General features: G+C 68.5%; 16 protein-coding genes. 8 read left to right on the top strand and 8 right to left on the bottom strand.

The window, feature by feature from the left end:
- Position 1: 1 nt before the first annotated feature.
- Positions 2-1,309 carry a glycosyltransferase gene (locus tag ACWESM_RS30125; RefSeq protein WP_452494639.1) on the bottom strand — a complete coding sequence of 436 codons (1,308 nt, stop codon included), beginning with the start codon at positions 1,307-1,309 and terminating at the stop codon, positions 2-4.
- Positions 1,310-1,340: 31 nt separating this feature from the next.
- Positions 1,341-2,318, bottom strand: a complete 978-nt coding sequence (locus ACWESM_RS30120; protein ID WP_364426702.1) for a glycosyltransferase — start codon at positions 2,316-2,318, stop codon at positions 1,341-1,343.
- A 159-nt stretch (positions 2,319-2,477) separates the two neighbouring features.
- Between ACWESM_RS30120 and ACWESM_RS30115 the strand changes: the two genes are divergently transcribed.
- From ACWESM_RS30115 to ACWESM_RS30100, 4 genes are all read left to right on the top strand, one after another.
- Positions 2,478-3,869: an aldehyde dehydrogenase family protein gene (locus tag ACWESM_RS30115; protein WP_452494637.1), complete on the top strand. Its 1,392-nt coding sequence runs from the start codon at positions 2,478-2,480 to the stop codon at positions 3,867-3,869.
- Between the two features lie 238 nt (positions 3,870-4,107).
- Positions 4,108-4,845: a polysaccharide pyruvyl transferase family protein gene (locus tag ACWESM_RS30110; RefSeq protein ID WP_452494635.1), complete on the top strand. Its 738-nt coding sequence runs from the start codon at positions 4,108-4,110 to the stop codon at positions 4,843-4,845.
- Positions 4,842-5,726 carry a glycosyltransferase family 2 protein gene (locus ACWESM_RS30105; RefSeq protein WP_355074191.1) on the top strand — a complete coding sequence of 295 codons (885 nt, stop codon included), beginning with the start codon at positions 4,842-4,844 and terminating at the stop codon, positions 5,724-5,726. Before ACWESM_RS30110 ends, ACWESM_RS30105 begins: the two co-directional genes overlap by 4 nt.
- 3 nt (positions 5,727-5,729) lie before the next feature.
- Complete coding sequence (locus ACWESM_RS30100; protein ID WP_355074189.1) at positions 5,730-6,626, top strand: glycosyltransferase family 2 protein; 897 nt, start codon at positions 5,730-5,732, stop codon at positions 6,624-6,626.
- A gap of 35 nt (positions 6,627-6,661) precedes the next feature.
- On the opposite strand, the gene ACWESM_RS30095 is transcribed toward ACWESM_RS30100, so the two are convergent.
- From ACWESM_RS30095 to ACWESM_RS30085, 3 genes are all read right to left on the bottom strand, one after another.
- Positions 6,662-7,639: an acyl-ACP desaturase gene (locus tag ACWESM_RS30095; protein ID WP_397278030.1), complete on the bottom strand. Its 978-nt coding sequence runs from the start codon at positions 7,637-7,639 to the stop codon at positions 6,662-6,664.
- A gap of 121 nt (positions 7,640-7,760) precedes the next feature.
- Positions 7,761-8,543, bottom strand: coding sequence for a sigma 54 modulation/S30EA ribosomal C-terminal domain-containing protein (locus ACWESM_RS30090; RefSeq protein WP_397278028.1), 783 nt, complete (start codon positions 8,541-8,543; stop codon positions 7,761-7,763).
- Positions 8,544-8,783: 240 nt separating this feature from the next.
- Positions 8,784-9,398, bottom strand: coding sequence for a hypothetical protein (locus ACWESM_RS30085; protein WP_452494632.1), 615 nt, complete (start codon positions 9,396-9,398; stop codon positions 8,784-8,786).
- Between the two features lie 827 nt (positions 9,399-10,225).
- Between ACWESM_RS30085 and ACWESM_RS30080 the strand changes: the two genes are divergently transcribed.
- A complete protein-coding gene (locus tag ACWESM_RS30080) occupies positions 10,226-10,825 on the top strand; it encodes an SLATT domain-containing protein (RefSeq protein WP_355074183.1) in 600 nt (199 codons plus the stop codon).
- Here the strand turns inward: ACWESM_RS30080 and ACWESM_RS30075 are convergent.
- The 3 genes from ACWESM_RS30075 to ACWESM_RS30065 are packed head-to-tail and all read right to left on the bottom strand — an operon-like array spanning position 10,734 to position 12,739.
- Complete coding sequence (locus tag ACWESM_RS30075; protein WP_355074181.1) at positions 10,734-11,552, bottom strand: TVP38/TMEM64 family protein; 819 nt, start codon at positions 11,550-11,552, stop codon at positions 10,734-10,736. The genes ACWESM_RS30080 and ACWESM_RS30075 overlap by 92 nt on opposite strands.
- Positions 11,553-11,564: 12 nt before the next feature.
- Positions 11,565-11,972 (bottom strand): VOC family protein, encoded by a 408-nt coding sequence (locus ACWESM_RS30070; RefSeq protein WP_355074179.1) that lies wholly within the window; start codon positions 11,970-11,972, stop codon positions 11,565-11,567.
- A gap of 11 nt (positions 11,973-11,983) precedes the next feature.
- Positions 11,984-12,739, bottom strand: coding sequence for an arsenate reductase/protein-tyrosine-phosphatase family protein (locus tag ACWESM_RS30065; RefSeq protein WP_452494629.1), 756 nt, complete (start codon positions 12,737-12,739; stop codon positions 11,984-11,986).
- 139 nt (positions 12,740-12,878) lie between these two features.
- On the opposite strand from ACWESM_RS30065, the gene ACWESM_RS30060 reads away from it, so the two are divergent.
- From ACWESM_RS30060 to ACWESM_RS30050, 3 genes are all read left to right on the top strand, one after another.
- Positions 12,879-14,126 (top strand): TIGR03618 family F420-dependent PPOX class oxidoreductase, encoded by a 1,248-nt coding sequence (locus tag ACWESM_RS30060; RefSeq protein ID WP_364426671.1) that lies wholly within the window; start codon positions 12,879-12,881, stop codon positions 14,124-14,126.
- Between the two features lie 159 nt (positions 14,127-14,285).
- A complete protein-coding gene (locus ACWESM_RS30055) occupies positions 14,286-14,729 on the top strand; it encodes a pyridoxamine 5'-phosphate oxidase family protein (RefSeq protein WP_355074173.1) in 444 nt (147 codons plus the stop codon).
- A 110-nt stretch (positions 14,730-14,839) separates the two neighbouring features.
- Positions 14,840-15,637 carry an SDR family NAD(P)-dependent oxidoreductase gene (locus ACWESM_RS30050; RefSeq protein WP_364426666.1) on the top strand — a complete coding sequence of 266 codons (798 nt, stop codon included), beginning with the start codon at positions 14,840-14,842 and terminating at the stop codon, positions 15,635-15,637.
- Positions 15,638-15,665: the final 28 nt, after the last annotated feature.

Raw genomic sequence — 15,665 nt, 5'->3', positions numbered from 1 at the left:
CCTACCCGCGGCCGCTCGCGCGAAGACCACGATCTGTCGACGGTGACTCGGGAGCAAGCTTGCCGCTGTCGCTGGTGCCGTCGAGCGAACGGCTGTCGGTGGGCCCATGTCCGTTGCGCGCGCCCGCGCGTGCGGTCACCCGGCGGTACGCGTGGAGGGTTTCGGTGGCGATCCGATCCCATGAATAGCGCGACTCGACACGCTCGCGCCCGGCGCGGCCGTAGCGCTCCCGGACCCCTGGTGTGGTCAGCAGCTCGCCGACCGCGTCGGCCAGTTCCGCGGGCTCCCGCGGTGGAACCAGCCTGCCGGTCACACCGTCGACGACGGTATCGATGAGGCCGCCGACCGCGGTGGCCACCACGGGAACGCCGCACGCCATCGCTTCGAGTGGCGTCATCCCGAAGGGCTCGTACCACGGCGTGCACACGGCCACGTCTGCCGATCTCAGGAGCGGAGCTATCCGGGTCCTCGGCACCCGGCCCAGCATGCGCAGCCGTTCTCGTACGCCGAGTTCGTCCGCCAGGGCCAGCAGCCGCCTGCCCTCCGGGTCGTCGGCGAGCTCGGCATCGTCCGGGCCGCCGACCAAGACCAACTCGGCGTTCCGCAGTCCGGTGAGCGCGGTGATCGCGGTGTCGAAACCTTTGCGGGGCACCAACCTGCCGACGCTGATCATCCGGTACTCGGCCGACTTCGGCTCTTTCGGTCCTTCGGGTGCGAACTGTTCGAGGTCCACGCCGCACGGGATCACCGAAGTCTTGGACCGGGGGACGCCAAGCCTGGCCAGTTCGAACACCTCGTCGGTGCAGGTGGCGATGATCCGGTCGGTTTGTCCGGCGATCAGCCGTTCGAGGCGTGTCCGGTCGGCCGGACTGGTGTCGTTCGCACCTTGGTGGCGGCGCTTCACCACGCCCAGCGCGTGAAAGGTCTGTACGACCGGAATGTCGGTGGGGCGTGCCCCCGACAGGGCGGCGAGTCCGGACATCCAGAAATGCGCGTGCACGACATCCGGCCGCAGGTCGCGCCAGTGCTCACGCAGGAAAATGCCGAATTCGACCATGTGCGGCAGCAATTCGTCCTTCGGCAGCGGACGAGCGGGACCGGCCGGGACGTGGACGACGCGGTAACCCTGTTCGGCGGTAACCATGTCGGGCGCGTCGGCCTCCTCGCGGCGCGTGTAGACGGTGACCTCGTGCCCCTGCCTGCACAGGGCAGCGGACAGCTCGGCGACATGAACGTTCTGCCCACCGGCATCGACGCCGCCCAGCACCGCGAGCGGACTGGCGTGTTCGGACACCATCGCGATCTTCATGATTCCGCCTTCTCTCTCCGGGACACTGCCTTCATTCGGCGACCTCGGCGAGCAGGGCATCCCACCGGCGCAGGAAGACCTCGAGGCCGTAGTGCTCGAGCGCGAACTGCCGTCCCGACTTGCCCGCCAGCGCCGCGAGATCGGGTTCGTGGAGAAACTCGTGGAACTTCGCGGTGAGCACCGCGACATCGGTGGAGACGGCGCCGGCTTCGGGGGGCACCGCCATGACGGCCTCGGTGGTGGCGAGGGCTACCACCGGCATGGCCAGGTGCATGGCTTCGAGAAGGGACAATCCGAGCGAGGTCCAGCGCGCGGTGTGCAGGTACACCCTTCTGCGCGCCATGTCCGGATGCAATGCCGACTGCCGCAAGTCGCCGATGCCGCGGATCGGGTGCCCGGTGGACCTGTTCGCCGTGTAGTCGCCGGCTCCGATCCCGTACACATCGATCGGTCCCGCCATCGCGAAGTCGGGCAGGAGATCACTCCCGGTGATCCTTCCGCGCCGCATCGGCTCGTTGATCAGCGCCACGCCATGAGACAGTTCACCGGTGTAGCGCGCGCCGGGGTCGACGATTCCGTGCGGCACCACCCGGGTGGGCGCGCGTCCGCTGTCCCACATCAAGTCGTTGAAATGCGTGACGTGCACGAGCGGGATGTCGGCGCGATCCGCCAGCGGATGCCTGCTGGTGGCAGCGCTGGGCCGCGGCGCGTTGTGCTCGACGAAGACCGCGGGAATATCGGCCCCGGGACGACGACCGAGCCATCGTTCGGTGAGCTCGATTTCCTCCGGGCGCTGGAGCACGACCACGTCCGGCTCGGTTTCGCGCAAGTGGTCAGCGGGCACCTCCGCGGCGGACGGCCAGTCGCGGCCGCACCGTCCACGGCCCCACGGCCCGCCGCCTTCCACCACGGGCAGCAGATAACGGTGCCGCCCTCGGACGAACGACGTCGTCCACGAGCCGTGCACGTGCCACAGCAGCACCGTGAGCCGCTCGATCTTTCCGGCCATGCCGGTAGCTCTTGCCTATTGCCGCCGGATCAAACCTGGTCGGCGCGGCCCGACAGCAAACTTGTGGCTATGTCGGTGTCCTGGGACTGCCGCGCGGCGGTACCGATGCGGCCGACGCGCGACCGGTTTGAACCATGGATGCCAGGCAATGGCCGCGATATGAGCGCACCCCATGCTGCCCCGTCGGCCACTGAACTACGCGCGACCGAAACAATCGAGATCTTCGATCCCGCCAGCGGCGCCACCGTCGGCAAGGTGCCCATGTCGGATACCGCCGAGATCGATCGGCAGGTTGATCTGGCGAATCGCGCGCAAACCAGCTGGGCGCGAACAACGGCGGCTGAGCGGGCCGTCGCGGTCCGCGCCGGTGCTGCTCTGCTCCGCGAGCATGCCGATGAACTGGCCGAACTCAATCGGCTCGAAACCGGACGTCCACGGTCGGAGAGCAAGGAGGGGGTGCTGGCCGGTGCCGCGACGCTCGAGCAATATGCCGAACTGGGACCGTTGCACCGAGGCCGAAGTCTGCAAGGAGCTTTCGAGGCGACCGACCTCATGGTCTGGGAGCCCCGCGGCGTCGTCGTCGCGCTGACGCCGTGGAACGATCCCGTCGCGGTGTCCTGCGGTTTGCTCGGCGCGGCGTTGGTCACGGGAAACACGGTCGTGTACAAGCCGAGCGAACGCGCACCGCACACCGGAGCTCTGCTCGGCGAGTTGCTTTCCCGAGCGCTTCCCGGTGGCGTTCTGCAGACGGTGCAAGGCGACGGCCGGGTCGGCGCGCTGCTCGCCGCACGTCTCGATGTGGACGTCATCGCGCATGTCGGCAGCACCGCCACGGGACGGTCGATCGCGCGCAGCGTCGCCGACACCGGTGCGAAGGCACTGCTGGAGAACGGTGGCAACGACGCGCTCGTCGTCGACGCCGGTGTGGATCCCGTCTGGGCGGCCGGGCAGGCGGCGCTCGGCGCGTTCGCGAACTCCGGCCAGATCTGCGTGTCCGTCGAGCGGATCTTCGTGCACGGGGACGTCGCGGAGGCCTTCCTGGCGGCGCTGGTGGCCGAAGCCGAGTCCTGGAACCCAGCGCCGCTGGTCGACCGTCATCATCGCGAGCAGGTCCACGCGCACGTCCGCGACGCGGTGGAGCGCGGCGCCGAACTGCTGACGGGCGGTGTGCTGCCGGACGGCGCCGGTGCGCACTATCCGGCCACCGTACTGGCACAGTGCGATCCGGCCATGCGGATCATGCGGGAGGAGACCTTCGGTCCGATCGCGCCGGTACGGGTGGTGGATACGTTCGAGCAGGGCATCGCCGAGGCCGCGACCGACGACTACGGGCTCGCGGCCACCGTGCTCACGCCGTCTATGGCCAACGCGCAGCACGCTTGGCGGGAACTGCCGGTGGGGACGGTGAAGATCAACTCGGTGTTCGGCGGGGCGCCCGGGGGAGCGGCGCACCCGCGGCGGGCCAGCGGGTCCGGTTTCGGTTACGGGCCGGAATTGCTGGACGAGATGACCCAGACGAAGGTCGTGCACCTGCGCCCGGCCCCGAGCTAGGACGCCGCACCCCGGTCTTCGCGGTCACCGAGCGGACAGGTCGCCGTCGCGGCTGATTGACCTGGAACGCAGCGGGTATGGGCAGAGACATGCGGGTACTTGTCACCGGGTGGCCCAGCTTCCTGCACGGGGAAGCGACGGCCGGGGACGTGTTGAGCATGAGCCGAGTGTGTGACGCGCTGGTCTCCGCCGCGATACCCCACGACACGGCGTGGAGCCGGGGTTTCGTTCCGACGGGATGAATCTGGACGACGCGGACTCCGGGCGATATTCGCACCTGGTGTTCGTGTGCGGGCCCGCGCACGGTGAACAGGTCCGGTTCCTGCACGAACGGTACGCCAACTGCCGACGCATCGCGGTGGGCGTCTCCATCCTCGATCCGGCCGATGCCGCGGTCACCGGGTTCCACCGCATCTTGCCGCGCGACGGTCCGTCCATCGCGCGACCGGACATGGCGGTCGGGGCGTCCACGGTGAGCGTCCCCGTGGTGGGAGTCGTCTTCGCCCCTGGCCAGGCCGAGTACGGCGTGGCCAGGCGGCACCGGTCGGTGCATCGCGCGTTGCTGCGGTGGCTGCGCGAACTCGACTGCGCGCGACTACCGCTCGACACCAGATTGACGTCCGACGATTGGCGCCTGTGCCGCACACCCGACCAGCTCGCGTCGGTGTTCGCTCGCCTGGACGCGGTGATCACCACTCGACTGCACGGCTTGGTGCTGGGCCTGCGAGCCGGGATCCCGGTCCTCGCGGTGGATCCCATCGCGGGCGGAGGGAAGGTCACCGCGCAGGCGAGGGCGCTGGACTGGCCTGCGCTGGTGTCCGCCGAGCAGACCGCCGACGCGGGCGCGTTCGACCCGTGGTGGCGCTGGTGCCTGGCACCGGCGGGGCGCGAACGCGCGCGGCGGCGGGAGTTCCCCTCGGCCGACGCCTTGACCAGCGACCTGCTCGACGAACTGCTCGCGGGACGGCCTGCGTGAGCGCGCCGACGGTGGCGAAGACCACCGTCGTCATCGCCACCCGCAACCGCGCGGCCGAACTGGCCCGCACCTTGACCGAATTGCGCGCACTGCGCCCGGCTCCCGCGATCGTGGTACTGGACAACGCTTCGGTCGACGGCACGGTCGGCGCGGCGGAGGCATTCCCGGATGTGCGCGTCGTCCGGCTGCCCCGCAATCTCGGCGCGGCGGCGCGCAACCTCGGCGTCGCACTGGCCCGCACGCCCTACGTCGCGTTCAGCGACGACGACTCGTGGTGGGCCGAGGACGCGCTGCGCGAAGCCGAGCGGGTGCTTGATGCCCATCCGCGACTCGGCCTGATCGCCGGACGCACGCTTGTCGGCGCCGACCACCGTGACGATCCCGTCAACGAACTGATGGCGAGCAGCCCGCTCGGGCATCCCCCCGGTCTGCCGGGCCCGTTGGTTCTCGGCTTCCTCGCCTGCGCGGCGATCGTCCGGAGAGAGGCGTATCTGCAGGCCGCCGGGTTCAGCCCGCTGTTGCATTTCGGCGCCGAGGAACGCCTGCTGTCACTCGATATGGCGGCGTGCGGCTGGGACCTCTGTTACGTGGCGCGAGTGCGCGCCCATCACCACCCCTCGGCGCGGCGCCCGCCGCACGCGTGGCGCAGACGGACCGAACAGCGCAACAACGCGTTGATCGCTTGGATGCGGCGGCCGTTGCGGCGGTCCGCTGCCGAGTCCGCGGGCCTGTTGCGCCGAGCGGCGCGGGACCCCCGAATGTTGCTGGCGTTCGCGGGGGTCGTTCGCCGCCTGCCGAGGGCGCTGGCGCAGCGGCGCACGCTGCCGCCGGAGGTCGAGCGCCGTGCCAGGACGCTGGAACTCGCCCATGGAAGGAAGTGACGGATGGTCACGGAACGAATGACGGTCGTCATCATGACCCGCAACCGGCGCGAACAATTGCTGCGCACCCTGGCGCACATGACCACGCTGCCCGACGCGGCGCCGATCATCCTCGTCGACAACGGGTCCACGGACGGCACCGCCGACGCGGTCGCCGCGGCGTTCCCCTCGGTAATACTCATCCGCTCGGCGGAGAACCTCGGCGCGGTGGCCAGGAATATCGCGGTCGAGCGGACGGCAACGCCGTATGTCGCGTTCTGCGACGACGACACCCGATGGCAGCCGGGCGCCTTGACCCGCGCCGCCGATGTGCTCGACCGATACCCCGGCCTCGGCTCGGTGACCGGACGATGCCTGGTCGCACCCGATCTCCGAGAAGACCCGATCACGCCGGAACTGCGCGACTCACCGGTCGTCGGGCCCGACTGGCTGCCCGGCCCCGCTTTGCTCGGCGTGATGGCCGCGCTGTCCGCCTTCCGGGTCAGCGCGTTCCGGGAGGTCGGCGGCTTCTCCCGGCGTCTGTGGTTCGCGGGCGAAGAGGAACTGCTCGCCCTCGACCTCGCGGCGCACGGCTGGTGGATGTGCTGGATGGAGGACATCCTGATCCACCACGAGCCGTCCACCACCCGTGATCCGACGCACCGTCGCAGGCTCGGCATCCGGAACACGTTGTGGACGCTGTGGTTGCGCCGCCCGGCCCGCAGCGCCGCCCGGCGGACCGCCGTCGTACTCGGATCGGCTCCGGCCGACCTGACGACCGCCGCGGCCGTCCTGGACACACTGCGTGGGATGCCGTGGGTGCTGCGCGAACGAAAAGTCCTACCTCCGCCAGTGGAGGCGGGCCTCGTGCTGCTGGAAGAATCGCAGCGCCGTTCCCCCGCGCGTCGCTATGTGGGCTGACGGTCGTCTCGGCGGGGAGGACCTACCCGGGCGTACTATCCCGCAGCGGCGCCGACACCCCGGCGTGCTTCCCGGGCGAGGGCACGGTCGCGTTGTTCCTCGAACCGGGGAATGCGCACTTCCGTGAGGTCGTCCAAGAAGGCGGCGAGTCGTTCGCGGGCTTGCTCGCCGCGTGGCCCGAAGTCGTCGCGGTCGAGGATGTTCCACTGCCGGATGACGGGTTGGAGCACTTCTTCCAGGTGCTGGCGCAGATCGTAGATGCCGTGTTTGGCCATGAGGACGCCGTTGCGCCGGAAGTTGGGCATGCCGGTGCCCGGCATCCGGAAGTTGCGCACGATCAGGTCGATCGCTTCGATGGCCTGATCGGGCACCAGATCCAAGGCGGCGCCGCACATGCCGCGGTAGAAGATCATGTGCAGGTTCTCGTCGGCGGCGATGCGTTGCAGCATGCGGTCGGCGACGGGGTCGTCACAGACCGCCGCCGTGTTGCGGTGGCTGATGCGGGTGGCCAACTCCTGGAAGGACACGTACGCCACCGAGTACAGGAACCCGCCGTCGAAGTCGGTGTCCGCTCGCTCCACCGGCGCGCCGAAGCCGGTGGACATGTGCGCCATACGGTCGTTCTCCAACGCGACCGGGTCGACGCCCCGTGTGACGACCAGGTAGTCACGCAGGGCGATGCTGTGGCGGGCCTCCTCGGCGGTCCATCGTCCCACCCACGACCCCCACGCGCCGTCTCGGGAAAAGCTGGCACTGATCTCGCGGTGATAGGACGGAAGGTTGTCCTCGGTGAGCAGATTCGTGATCAAGGCCGCCTTCGCCACCTCGGAGAGCCGTGATTGCCTTGGCTCCCAATCGATCCCGCCGAGCATCGCGAAGTTGCGTCCTTCGTCCCAGGGCACGTAGTCGTGGGGATGCCACTCCTTGACCATGGACAGGTGCCGGTTCAACGCGGCACCCGCGAAAGGTTCGAGCTCGGTGAGGATCTCCAGCTGTGTCAGATCACGCGCCAACGTCGTGTCCGCCTTTCTTTGCGCATTGCTACGGAAGGGAGAGATGATCGGTCGCGGCCCGGCCCGGTCGCGATCAGCGACGACCGAGGCCGGACGGATAACGCCGGGGAAGTGACGACTTTCAGTCGGTCGCCGTGTCGATGGCGCCGGTGCGGGGTGCGACGAGCGTCAGGCCGCCGTCGTAGCGGCGATACATCAGACGGCCGCGTCCCGACGGTGGGTCGGTGTAGAACAGGAACGGCAATCCGTATTCGCATACGCGTTCCACTGCTCGTGTTTCGGTGAGCGCCGGTGCCGGTCGGGGGTTGATGGTGAACAGTCCCGAACTGCCGACGATCGAGTGTGGCGTATGGACACTGTGCTGGCGCGCCATCCGCAGCCCGAACGGTCCGGCGCGGTAGATGACGGCGTCCTCCCCGGTCTCGGCATCGGTGAACAGATGCGCGTCGTAATCCATCGCGTCCAAGAGCGCCGTCGCCGCGGGCAGCGAGCCCGTTGTCAGCGCAACCGCCTTGCGGCGGACCAGTTCTCCCGGGCCGGGTGCGTCCAGCGGCCGACGGTCCGGATCCGGCCACGGCCGCGGCTCCCACGGCTTCTGCAACGCCTTGATCTGCCGTTGCAACCGGATCACCGTCGGCAACGCGTCACCACGACGATGTGCCAACGTCTGGATTCGCGCGCAGGTGTCACCGACGGACAGATTCACCTGGATGACCATCGGGCCGTCGTCGCTGTCCGGGGCCGTGATCCGCAGGCGGGCGGCGCCCGCGACAGGGAATCGCCGCAGCAGGCGGCCGACCGTACCGGCGAAGCGTTCCCGCTCGAGGGCCGGTACCCGGCCGGTGGCGAACACGGCGACTTCCGGGAACGACGTCGACGACCACACCTCCGACACCAGCGACATCCCATCCTCCACTGCTCTCGCCCCACCGACTCACCTGGCAAGACTGTGCCCGCAGCGTGGGTCGTGCCCGTAGGGCCGAAAGTCCGCTACGCCGATTACTTTCAGCATCGTGAAGTCCCTCGGCGCTCGGCCGTCCCGTCGCGTGGGATCGTGAAGGCCGCCGATGCGACGGCCGGCCACGTGTGCCGACCGGCGGCAGATCGAGGCGTCAGCGGAGCGTGAGGTGGCCCGCGGGCCTGCTCACTCGACGCGTCCGGCCGGTTCGCCGGAACGCGCACCGGCCGTACGGCGTGGCAGGCGCAGCGCCGTGGCCGGACGGTTGTAGGCCCATTGGGCGACGGCGATGACGGCCGAGCCCAGCGAAGTGATACCTGCGAGCAGAGCCCAGTGGGTGAGTCCCGCGGTGTTGTAGGAGACCTGCCGGACTCCCGGCGCGATCAGGCTGCCGTTGCCGAACGCCCAACTCGTCACCATGCCGACCTGCCCGCCGAAGTCCGTGGAGCGGGCGAGCATGGCGCGCAGCTCGGGAGCCTTGCTGTTGACGTAGAGCACGGTGAGCAGGACCAGCGCCGCGCTCGTCACCGCGCACGCCGTCGCCGTGCGTGACAGGACCTCGGTGCGAAGCCGGAGATTCACCACCACCACGCAGACGGTGAGGACGATCGCGCCCGCGGACAGCAGTGCCAGGGCGCCGCTGATCCGCGCGGTGGGCGGCTGCGACGACGACCAGACGTTCAGGTAGGAAGTGGTCGCGGTGATCCGGCCGAAGGCATCGGCACTGGCTTTGCCGTCGGCGCCCACAGCCCTGAGCCACGGCTGGAACAGCAGGATCAGCGTGACGATACTGCCGGCCACGGCGCACAGGTAGCCCCAGTGGCCCCGCAACGCCGACAGGGATGCACGGAATTCGCCGTGCCGTCCCGGCGCCGCGCTCGGTTCTCGCTCGAGTCGAGTGTCCTTTGCTGACCACGGCGTTGGCTGCACTTCGCTCCGAACTCGAGGACAAGGGTTCGCCGTCGGGAACCCGGGTGGACAGGGCGGTCCCGACTGCGGTCGGCCTCACGCACGGTAGGCAGCAGGGTTATCCGGACGTTAAGAGCTGCCGAACGCTCGGAGAATGGTTGCGATCAGCGCGATTTTGAAATCTCGGTGGGGCGCCTGGGCGCAGGTGCGGAAATGGAGATCGGCTCACCCGGCCACCCCACCCTTCGCCCGGCACTTCGGCTTCCAGGTCTGTGTGAACATTCGAGCAGACGGACTACCGCGTTCGGGAAGAGTTCGGTGCATTCTGCCGACGTCGGACAGCGATCGGTGCGGCGCCGTTCGTCCGCATCGCAGGCGGCCGTCGAAAGATCTGTAGCACAGTCCGATTCGGTGCCGTTGCAATCTTTCCGGCAGCGGTGCCGGAATTGACCGGCGACTTACCTGGAGACCACGTGTCGCCCGAATCCGTTACTAAGTCGCAACTTTCGTCGATCCACGCATCGCAACACCTCGGCGCGGTCGACGCGGAATCAGTCCACGATCTAGCCGCGAGCTGAAAAACCTTGCCGCACAAGATGAAACGGTGCATCCGGCGGTGCCGATCGGACGTGCCGAGTAGGGTTGCCGACGCCGCTCCGGCCGCCTGGCAAACGGCCGAAAGGTGATTCTGGAGCCGTAGGCGAGATACAGTACGGGCCGTGACAGAGCACCGATCGCCCATCGGCGGGGATCGCTCGCAGGATCTCGGAGTACCGCGTTCGCTGGACCTCCGCTCCGCCGACTGGTCGAGTTCCGATGAGACCCTTGCCCGGCTGTTCCAACGTGTCGAGGCGTACGCCATGGACGCGCGCGAGTGGTATTCGCGGGACGGTCTAACGAAGCGGCGGGCGAGCCTAGCCCTCACCGCGGCGATGATCGTGCTCGGCTTACTCGGAATCCTGGTGCCCCTGCTGACCACCGCCGGAGTCCACGCCATCGACCCGAGCTGGGGATACATCCTGCTCGCCTGCGCCGCCGGAAGCGCGGCATGCGACCGTTTCTTCGGTGTCTCGACGGCGTGGGCGCGCGACATCCGCAGCGCGCAGTCGATCAACGCGATGCTGTGCGACTTCCAACTCGAGTGGGCTTCGGTCTCCCGCGCGCCCGCCAATTCGAATGGGGAGATCGACCGCAGGATGGGACTGCTGCGGGATTTCTCCTACCGGGTCAACGAGGTGATCGCACACGAAACCGACAGCTGGACCGGGCAATTGCAGCTGTCGGCGCAACCGCGGATGAGCAGGCTGGATCGGAGGTAGCGCCGGCTGCCGGTGTCGTAGGCGCGTTCGTTACTGGTTCGTCGGCGCCGAGACGGGCATCGACGAGCAGTCCAGCCGCTCCGATCGCGGCGCAGGCCACGGTGGTCGCGAGCAAGGCCGGGCTAGTGTGCCCGGTCAGAGCGTCGCCGAGCGCGACGACCGCGATCGTTCCTGGCAGCACGCCGACGACGGTGGCGACCAGGTAGGGCGCGAGCCGGACCGAGGACAGGCCGGCGCAATAGTTGATCAGCGCGAACGGCACCGGGCCGATCAGCCGCAGCGACCCCACCGCCAGCCAGCCGCGGCGGGCCAGGCGCCGGTCGACCGCGGCGACCGCAGGATGGGTCAGCAGCCGGGCCGCGACGGCTTCGCGGCCGACCACGCGCACGAGCTGGAACGCCACGACCGCGCTGACCGTGGTCGCGGCGATCGCGACGGCGACGCCGGTGACCGGACCGAACAGCAGTCCGGCGCTGAGAGTGAACGCGATCCGTGGCAGGACGATGGTCGCCGCGGCGTGCGCGGTGAAGAACACCAGCGGCAGCCACGGACCGGTTTCTTGTGCCCAACTGCGGATCTGGTCGGCACCCAGGTGCGGAACGAGTACCGCGCCGGCCACGAACACGACCGGCGGCAGCACGACGGCGATCAGCCGCGGATCACGCCACCGCGGCCCGCGGTGACCATCGGTGGCCGCTACACCAGCGGCGAGCTTGTCGACCGGCATGAGTCGATGCTCTCAGCGTGCTGTCGGGCGGGGCGCGGGCTGAAACAGTTCGACAAAGTTGCCGGAGGGGTCCTCGAGGAGCACCTGTTGCCCGCCGGGGCCGTCGACGATGTCGTTGCGGAAGGTGACGCCCGCGGCTCGCAGCCGCGTGGCCTCGGCGGCGATATCGTCGACGACCAGCTGGAGACGATTCCAGCCGCCGGGTTCCGGGGTAGCGCCATCGGGCATCGGGCGTGCCGCCGAACTCTTCGGCCCCGCCAGCAGCAACTGCAGTGGGCCGCGCACCACTGCGGCGAAGGCCGGGGAGGCGTCGAAGTCGACGGTGAACCCGAGGTGGGTGGTGTAGAACTCGACCGCCGCGGCCACATCGTCGATGAGGTAGCGGACTCGGGCGAGTTCGATCGGTGCGGTCGTGGTCATGGCTGGATCTCCTAGTTGTTGTGTGCCGAGGACATGGCGGTGGGCATGGGTGGGAACCCGATGCGGGTGTCGAGTTCGGCGGCGAGACGACGGAACTCCGGATATGTGGCGCGGTCGGTGTCGCCGGTCGTGGCCGGATCGGGCAGGCTCCAATGCGTCGCGACGGCGCGGCCGTGGTCGCGGGGTACCTCGCGGATCTTGTCGCACAACGTGATCACGTAATCGAAGCGGCGGTCGGCGACCGCATCGAGCGCCTGCGGTCGCTGTGCACCCAGGTCGATCCCGTAGTCCTCCCGGAGCACCCGCGCCGCGTTCGGATGGATCCGCGGTTTGGGATGGCTGCCCGCGCTGGCGACCCGGACGCCGGTCACGCGGTGCCGCAGCAGTGCCTCGGCCATCGGCGACCGGGCACTGTTACCGGTGCACAGGAACAACACCGAACAGTCCTTCGGCCATGGGCGGCCGGACGGAGCCAGCGCCGGATGCAAAGCAACCGCGGCGTCACCGAATGCGGCCGCGCACCGGGACAGGTCGAGATGGTAGTAGCTGTCGCGGCCGTCGAAACTGCTGCGGCGCGCGTCGATCAACCCGGCCGACCGCAGCAGCCGTAGGTGATACGACACCAGATTCTGCGGCTCCCCGACCGCTTGCACCAGCTCCCGCACCCGGCGATCACTCGCCGCCAGCTCGGTCATCAACGCCCACCGCAGCGGATGTGCTGTCATGCGCATCAGCAGCGGAACCGGCACTCGATCCGTGGTACCCACCTCGCCCACATTACATCAAACCAATTTGATGTGTATACCGATCTCTGCTCGTTCTGTAGTTCGGCTTCATTGAACCAAATAGTGTGATAAGCAGTACTGTCAAGATGACTTATTTGAACTAGTCGGTTAACTTTGTGTCATGAAATATGTTGTGGTCGTTGGTGGTACCGATGGGATCGGCCGGGCTGTCGCCCTGAAGCGGCTTGCCGTTGGAGACGCCGTCGTGGTCGTCGGGCGAGACGCCGAGAAAGGCAAGAGCCTTCTCGCGGCAGCCGAGGAGCTCGGGGCGGGCGACCGTGCGCATTTCGTGCCCGCGGATCTCAGTTCGATCGGTGCGACCCGCACCGCCGTCGACGCCATCCGAACCCGTTTCACCACGGTGGATGCCCTGGTGCTCTGTGCCAGGCACTACCGGTCCGATCGGCTGGTGACCGCGGAAGGGTTCGAATACACCTTCGCGCTGTTCTACCTGAGCCGATTCGTGCTCAGCTACGAACTGATCGACCTGCTGAACACCGCCCCGAACCCGGTCATCGTCAATGTGGCCGGTCCGGGCAGCGGAACCGGCGAGATCCGCTGGGACGACCTGGGTCTCGAGCGCGATTACCACGGCCTGCACGCGCTCGCGCAGGGCGGTCAGCTCAACGATCTGCTCGGCATCGAGTTCGCGCGCAGGCCGGTGTCGGCGCGAGTGCGATACGTGCTGGTGCATCCGGGGGTGGTGAATACCGCCCTGTCCGGCGACTACGACGCCGAGATGGCGGCCAGGATCGAAACGATGCGCCGCACCGCACGACCGATCGACGAGGCCATCCGCCCGATCCTCGCGGTACTGGATGATCCGCCGGTCGAGGCGCTGACCGCGATCGCGCAGGGACAGCCGTTGGACGTGCACGGACCCGAGTTCGACGCCGCCGCGGCCGCGCGGCTGTACGGCGAGACGACGAAGCTGCTCGGACGGTTGCAGTCGGCGGCGTCGGGCATTTCCCCGGCCAGGTTGCGGCAGGTCCTCGACTCGCCCGTATTCGGTGTCGTTGCCACGATCCAGCCCGACGGCAGCACACATCAATCGGTGGTGTGGATACTGCGAGACGGGGACGATGTCCTCTTCGTCGTGGGGGAGGGCAGTCGCAAAGAGCGCAACCTGCGCCGTGACGCCCGAGTCGGCGTGCTGGTCAACCCACCCGAGCAGCCCTACACCTACGCCGCGATCCACGGTACCGCGACCCTGTCCACCGAAGGCGGTCTCGAAATACGGGATCGTTTGGCGCTGAAGTACACCGGCAAGACCTATCGCGAGCACAATCCGGAAGCCGCGGCCACCTACGGGGATACTCCGATGGTCGTCGTCCGGGTCACGCCCGAACGAATCGTCGGCCGACTCTGAGCCGCGATCATTTCTGAGCCCGGGGAGCAAGCACTGCCACGGCGCGCGCATGGCGTGGCCGGGTGTGTTTCCGAGCGGGTTGTGCGGAAAATATCAGCGGCACTGCGTAACTCGCTGTTACCGACGGCCCGCGCCCGCTCGAGTACGTAGACTTTCGGCGTGACCGATCTCGCGGACTTCGCCCGGCTGATCGCCGGTGACCACGGACTTTGCGTCGTCTCCACCCTTCGAGCCGACAACACGATCCAGTCGTCGCTGGTCAACGCCGGCGTATTGCGACACCCGGCGACCGGTGCCGACGTGGTCGGCATGGTGGTACGCGGCGGCGTGCGCAAACTGGACAACCTGCGGGCCCGGGCGCGTGCCACGATCGTGGTCCGTGTCGGTTGGCAATGGTGCGCCGCCGAGGGGCCGGTGTGGATCGCCGGTCCGGACGACCCGGCCCCCGGGGTCGATGCCGAGCGGTTGCGGTTGCTGCTGCGTGAGGTGTTCACCGCGGCCGGTGGCGTGCACGAGGATTGGGACGAGTACGACAGAGTGATGGCCGCCGAGCGCCGGGCGGTGGTGTTGATCTCGCCGGATCGCGTCTACGGCAACGGCTGAGCTTCGCCGCGCCCCGGAAGAACCGGAAATAGACGCGGGGCAGCGCGTAGTTCCGATCATGTCGAGCGGGATCGGTTACCGGGATCGACAGGCTTGTTAGCGTCAGCCTGGTGAATTTCGATCTGGATGGAAAACGCGCGATCGTGACCGGCGGCAGCCGAGGGATCGGATTGGCTGTCGCTCGCGGGCTCGCCAACGAAGGTGTGGATGTGGTGATCGCGGCGCGTGCGGCCGAACCGCTCGCGGCCGCTGCCCGGACATTGTCCGAGGAGACGGGCCGGCGAGTGGTCGCGATACCGACCGACACCGGCGACGACGGCCAGGTCGAGGCGCTGGTGGAGCGCACCGTCGCCGAATTGGGCGGCGTCGACATCCTGGTGAACTCCGCCGCCACGCCGTGGAGTGCGGGCGCGAGCGCCGACCTGGCGGCCACCAGCGACGATGTGGTGCGGCGTGAAGTGGAGATCAAGGTGCTCGGATATCTGCGCACCGCCCGCGCGGTCGCCCCTCATCTGGTCGAGCAGCGCTGGGGCCGGATCATCAACATCAGTGGACTCGGTGCGCGCCAGGCGAATTCCATCGCCCAGACGATTCGGAACATCAGCGTCTCGGCATTGACCAAGAATTTGGCGGACGAGCTCGGTCCGAAGGGCATCAATGTGACGGTCGTGCATCCGGGGCTGACCAGGACCGAACGCCTGACCCAGCGGTTGACCGCGCAAGCCGAGGAGTCGGGGAATACGGTCACCGAACTCGAAGCCGAGCTGGCGAAGAATACGCTGCGCCGGGTCATCGACGCCGCGGAAGTCGCCGACGTGGTGACCTTCCTCGCGTCACCCCGCAGTATCGCGATCACCGGCGACGCCATCGCGGTCGGCGGCGGCGTCCCGGGTCCGGTCTTCTACTGAGAGCGCCGCGCAGGGCGAACTTCGCCCG

The sequence above is a fragment of the Nocardia sp. NPDC003999 genome, assembly GCF_053604885.1.
The sequence above is the reverse complement of the archived record's forward strand: the minus strand, read 5'-3'. Positions and strand labels throughout refer to the sequence as shown.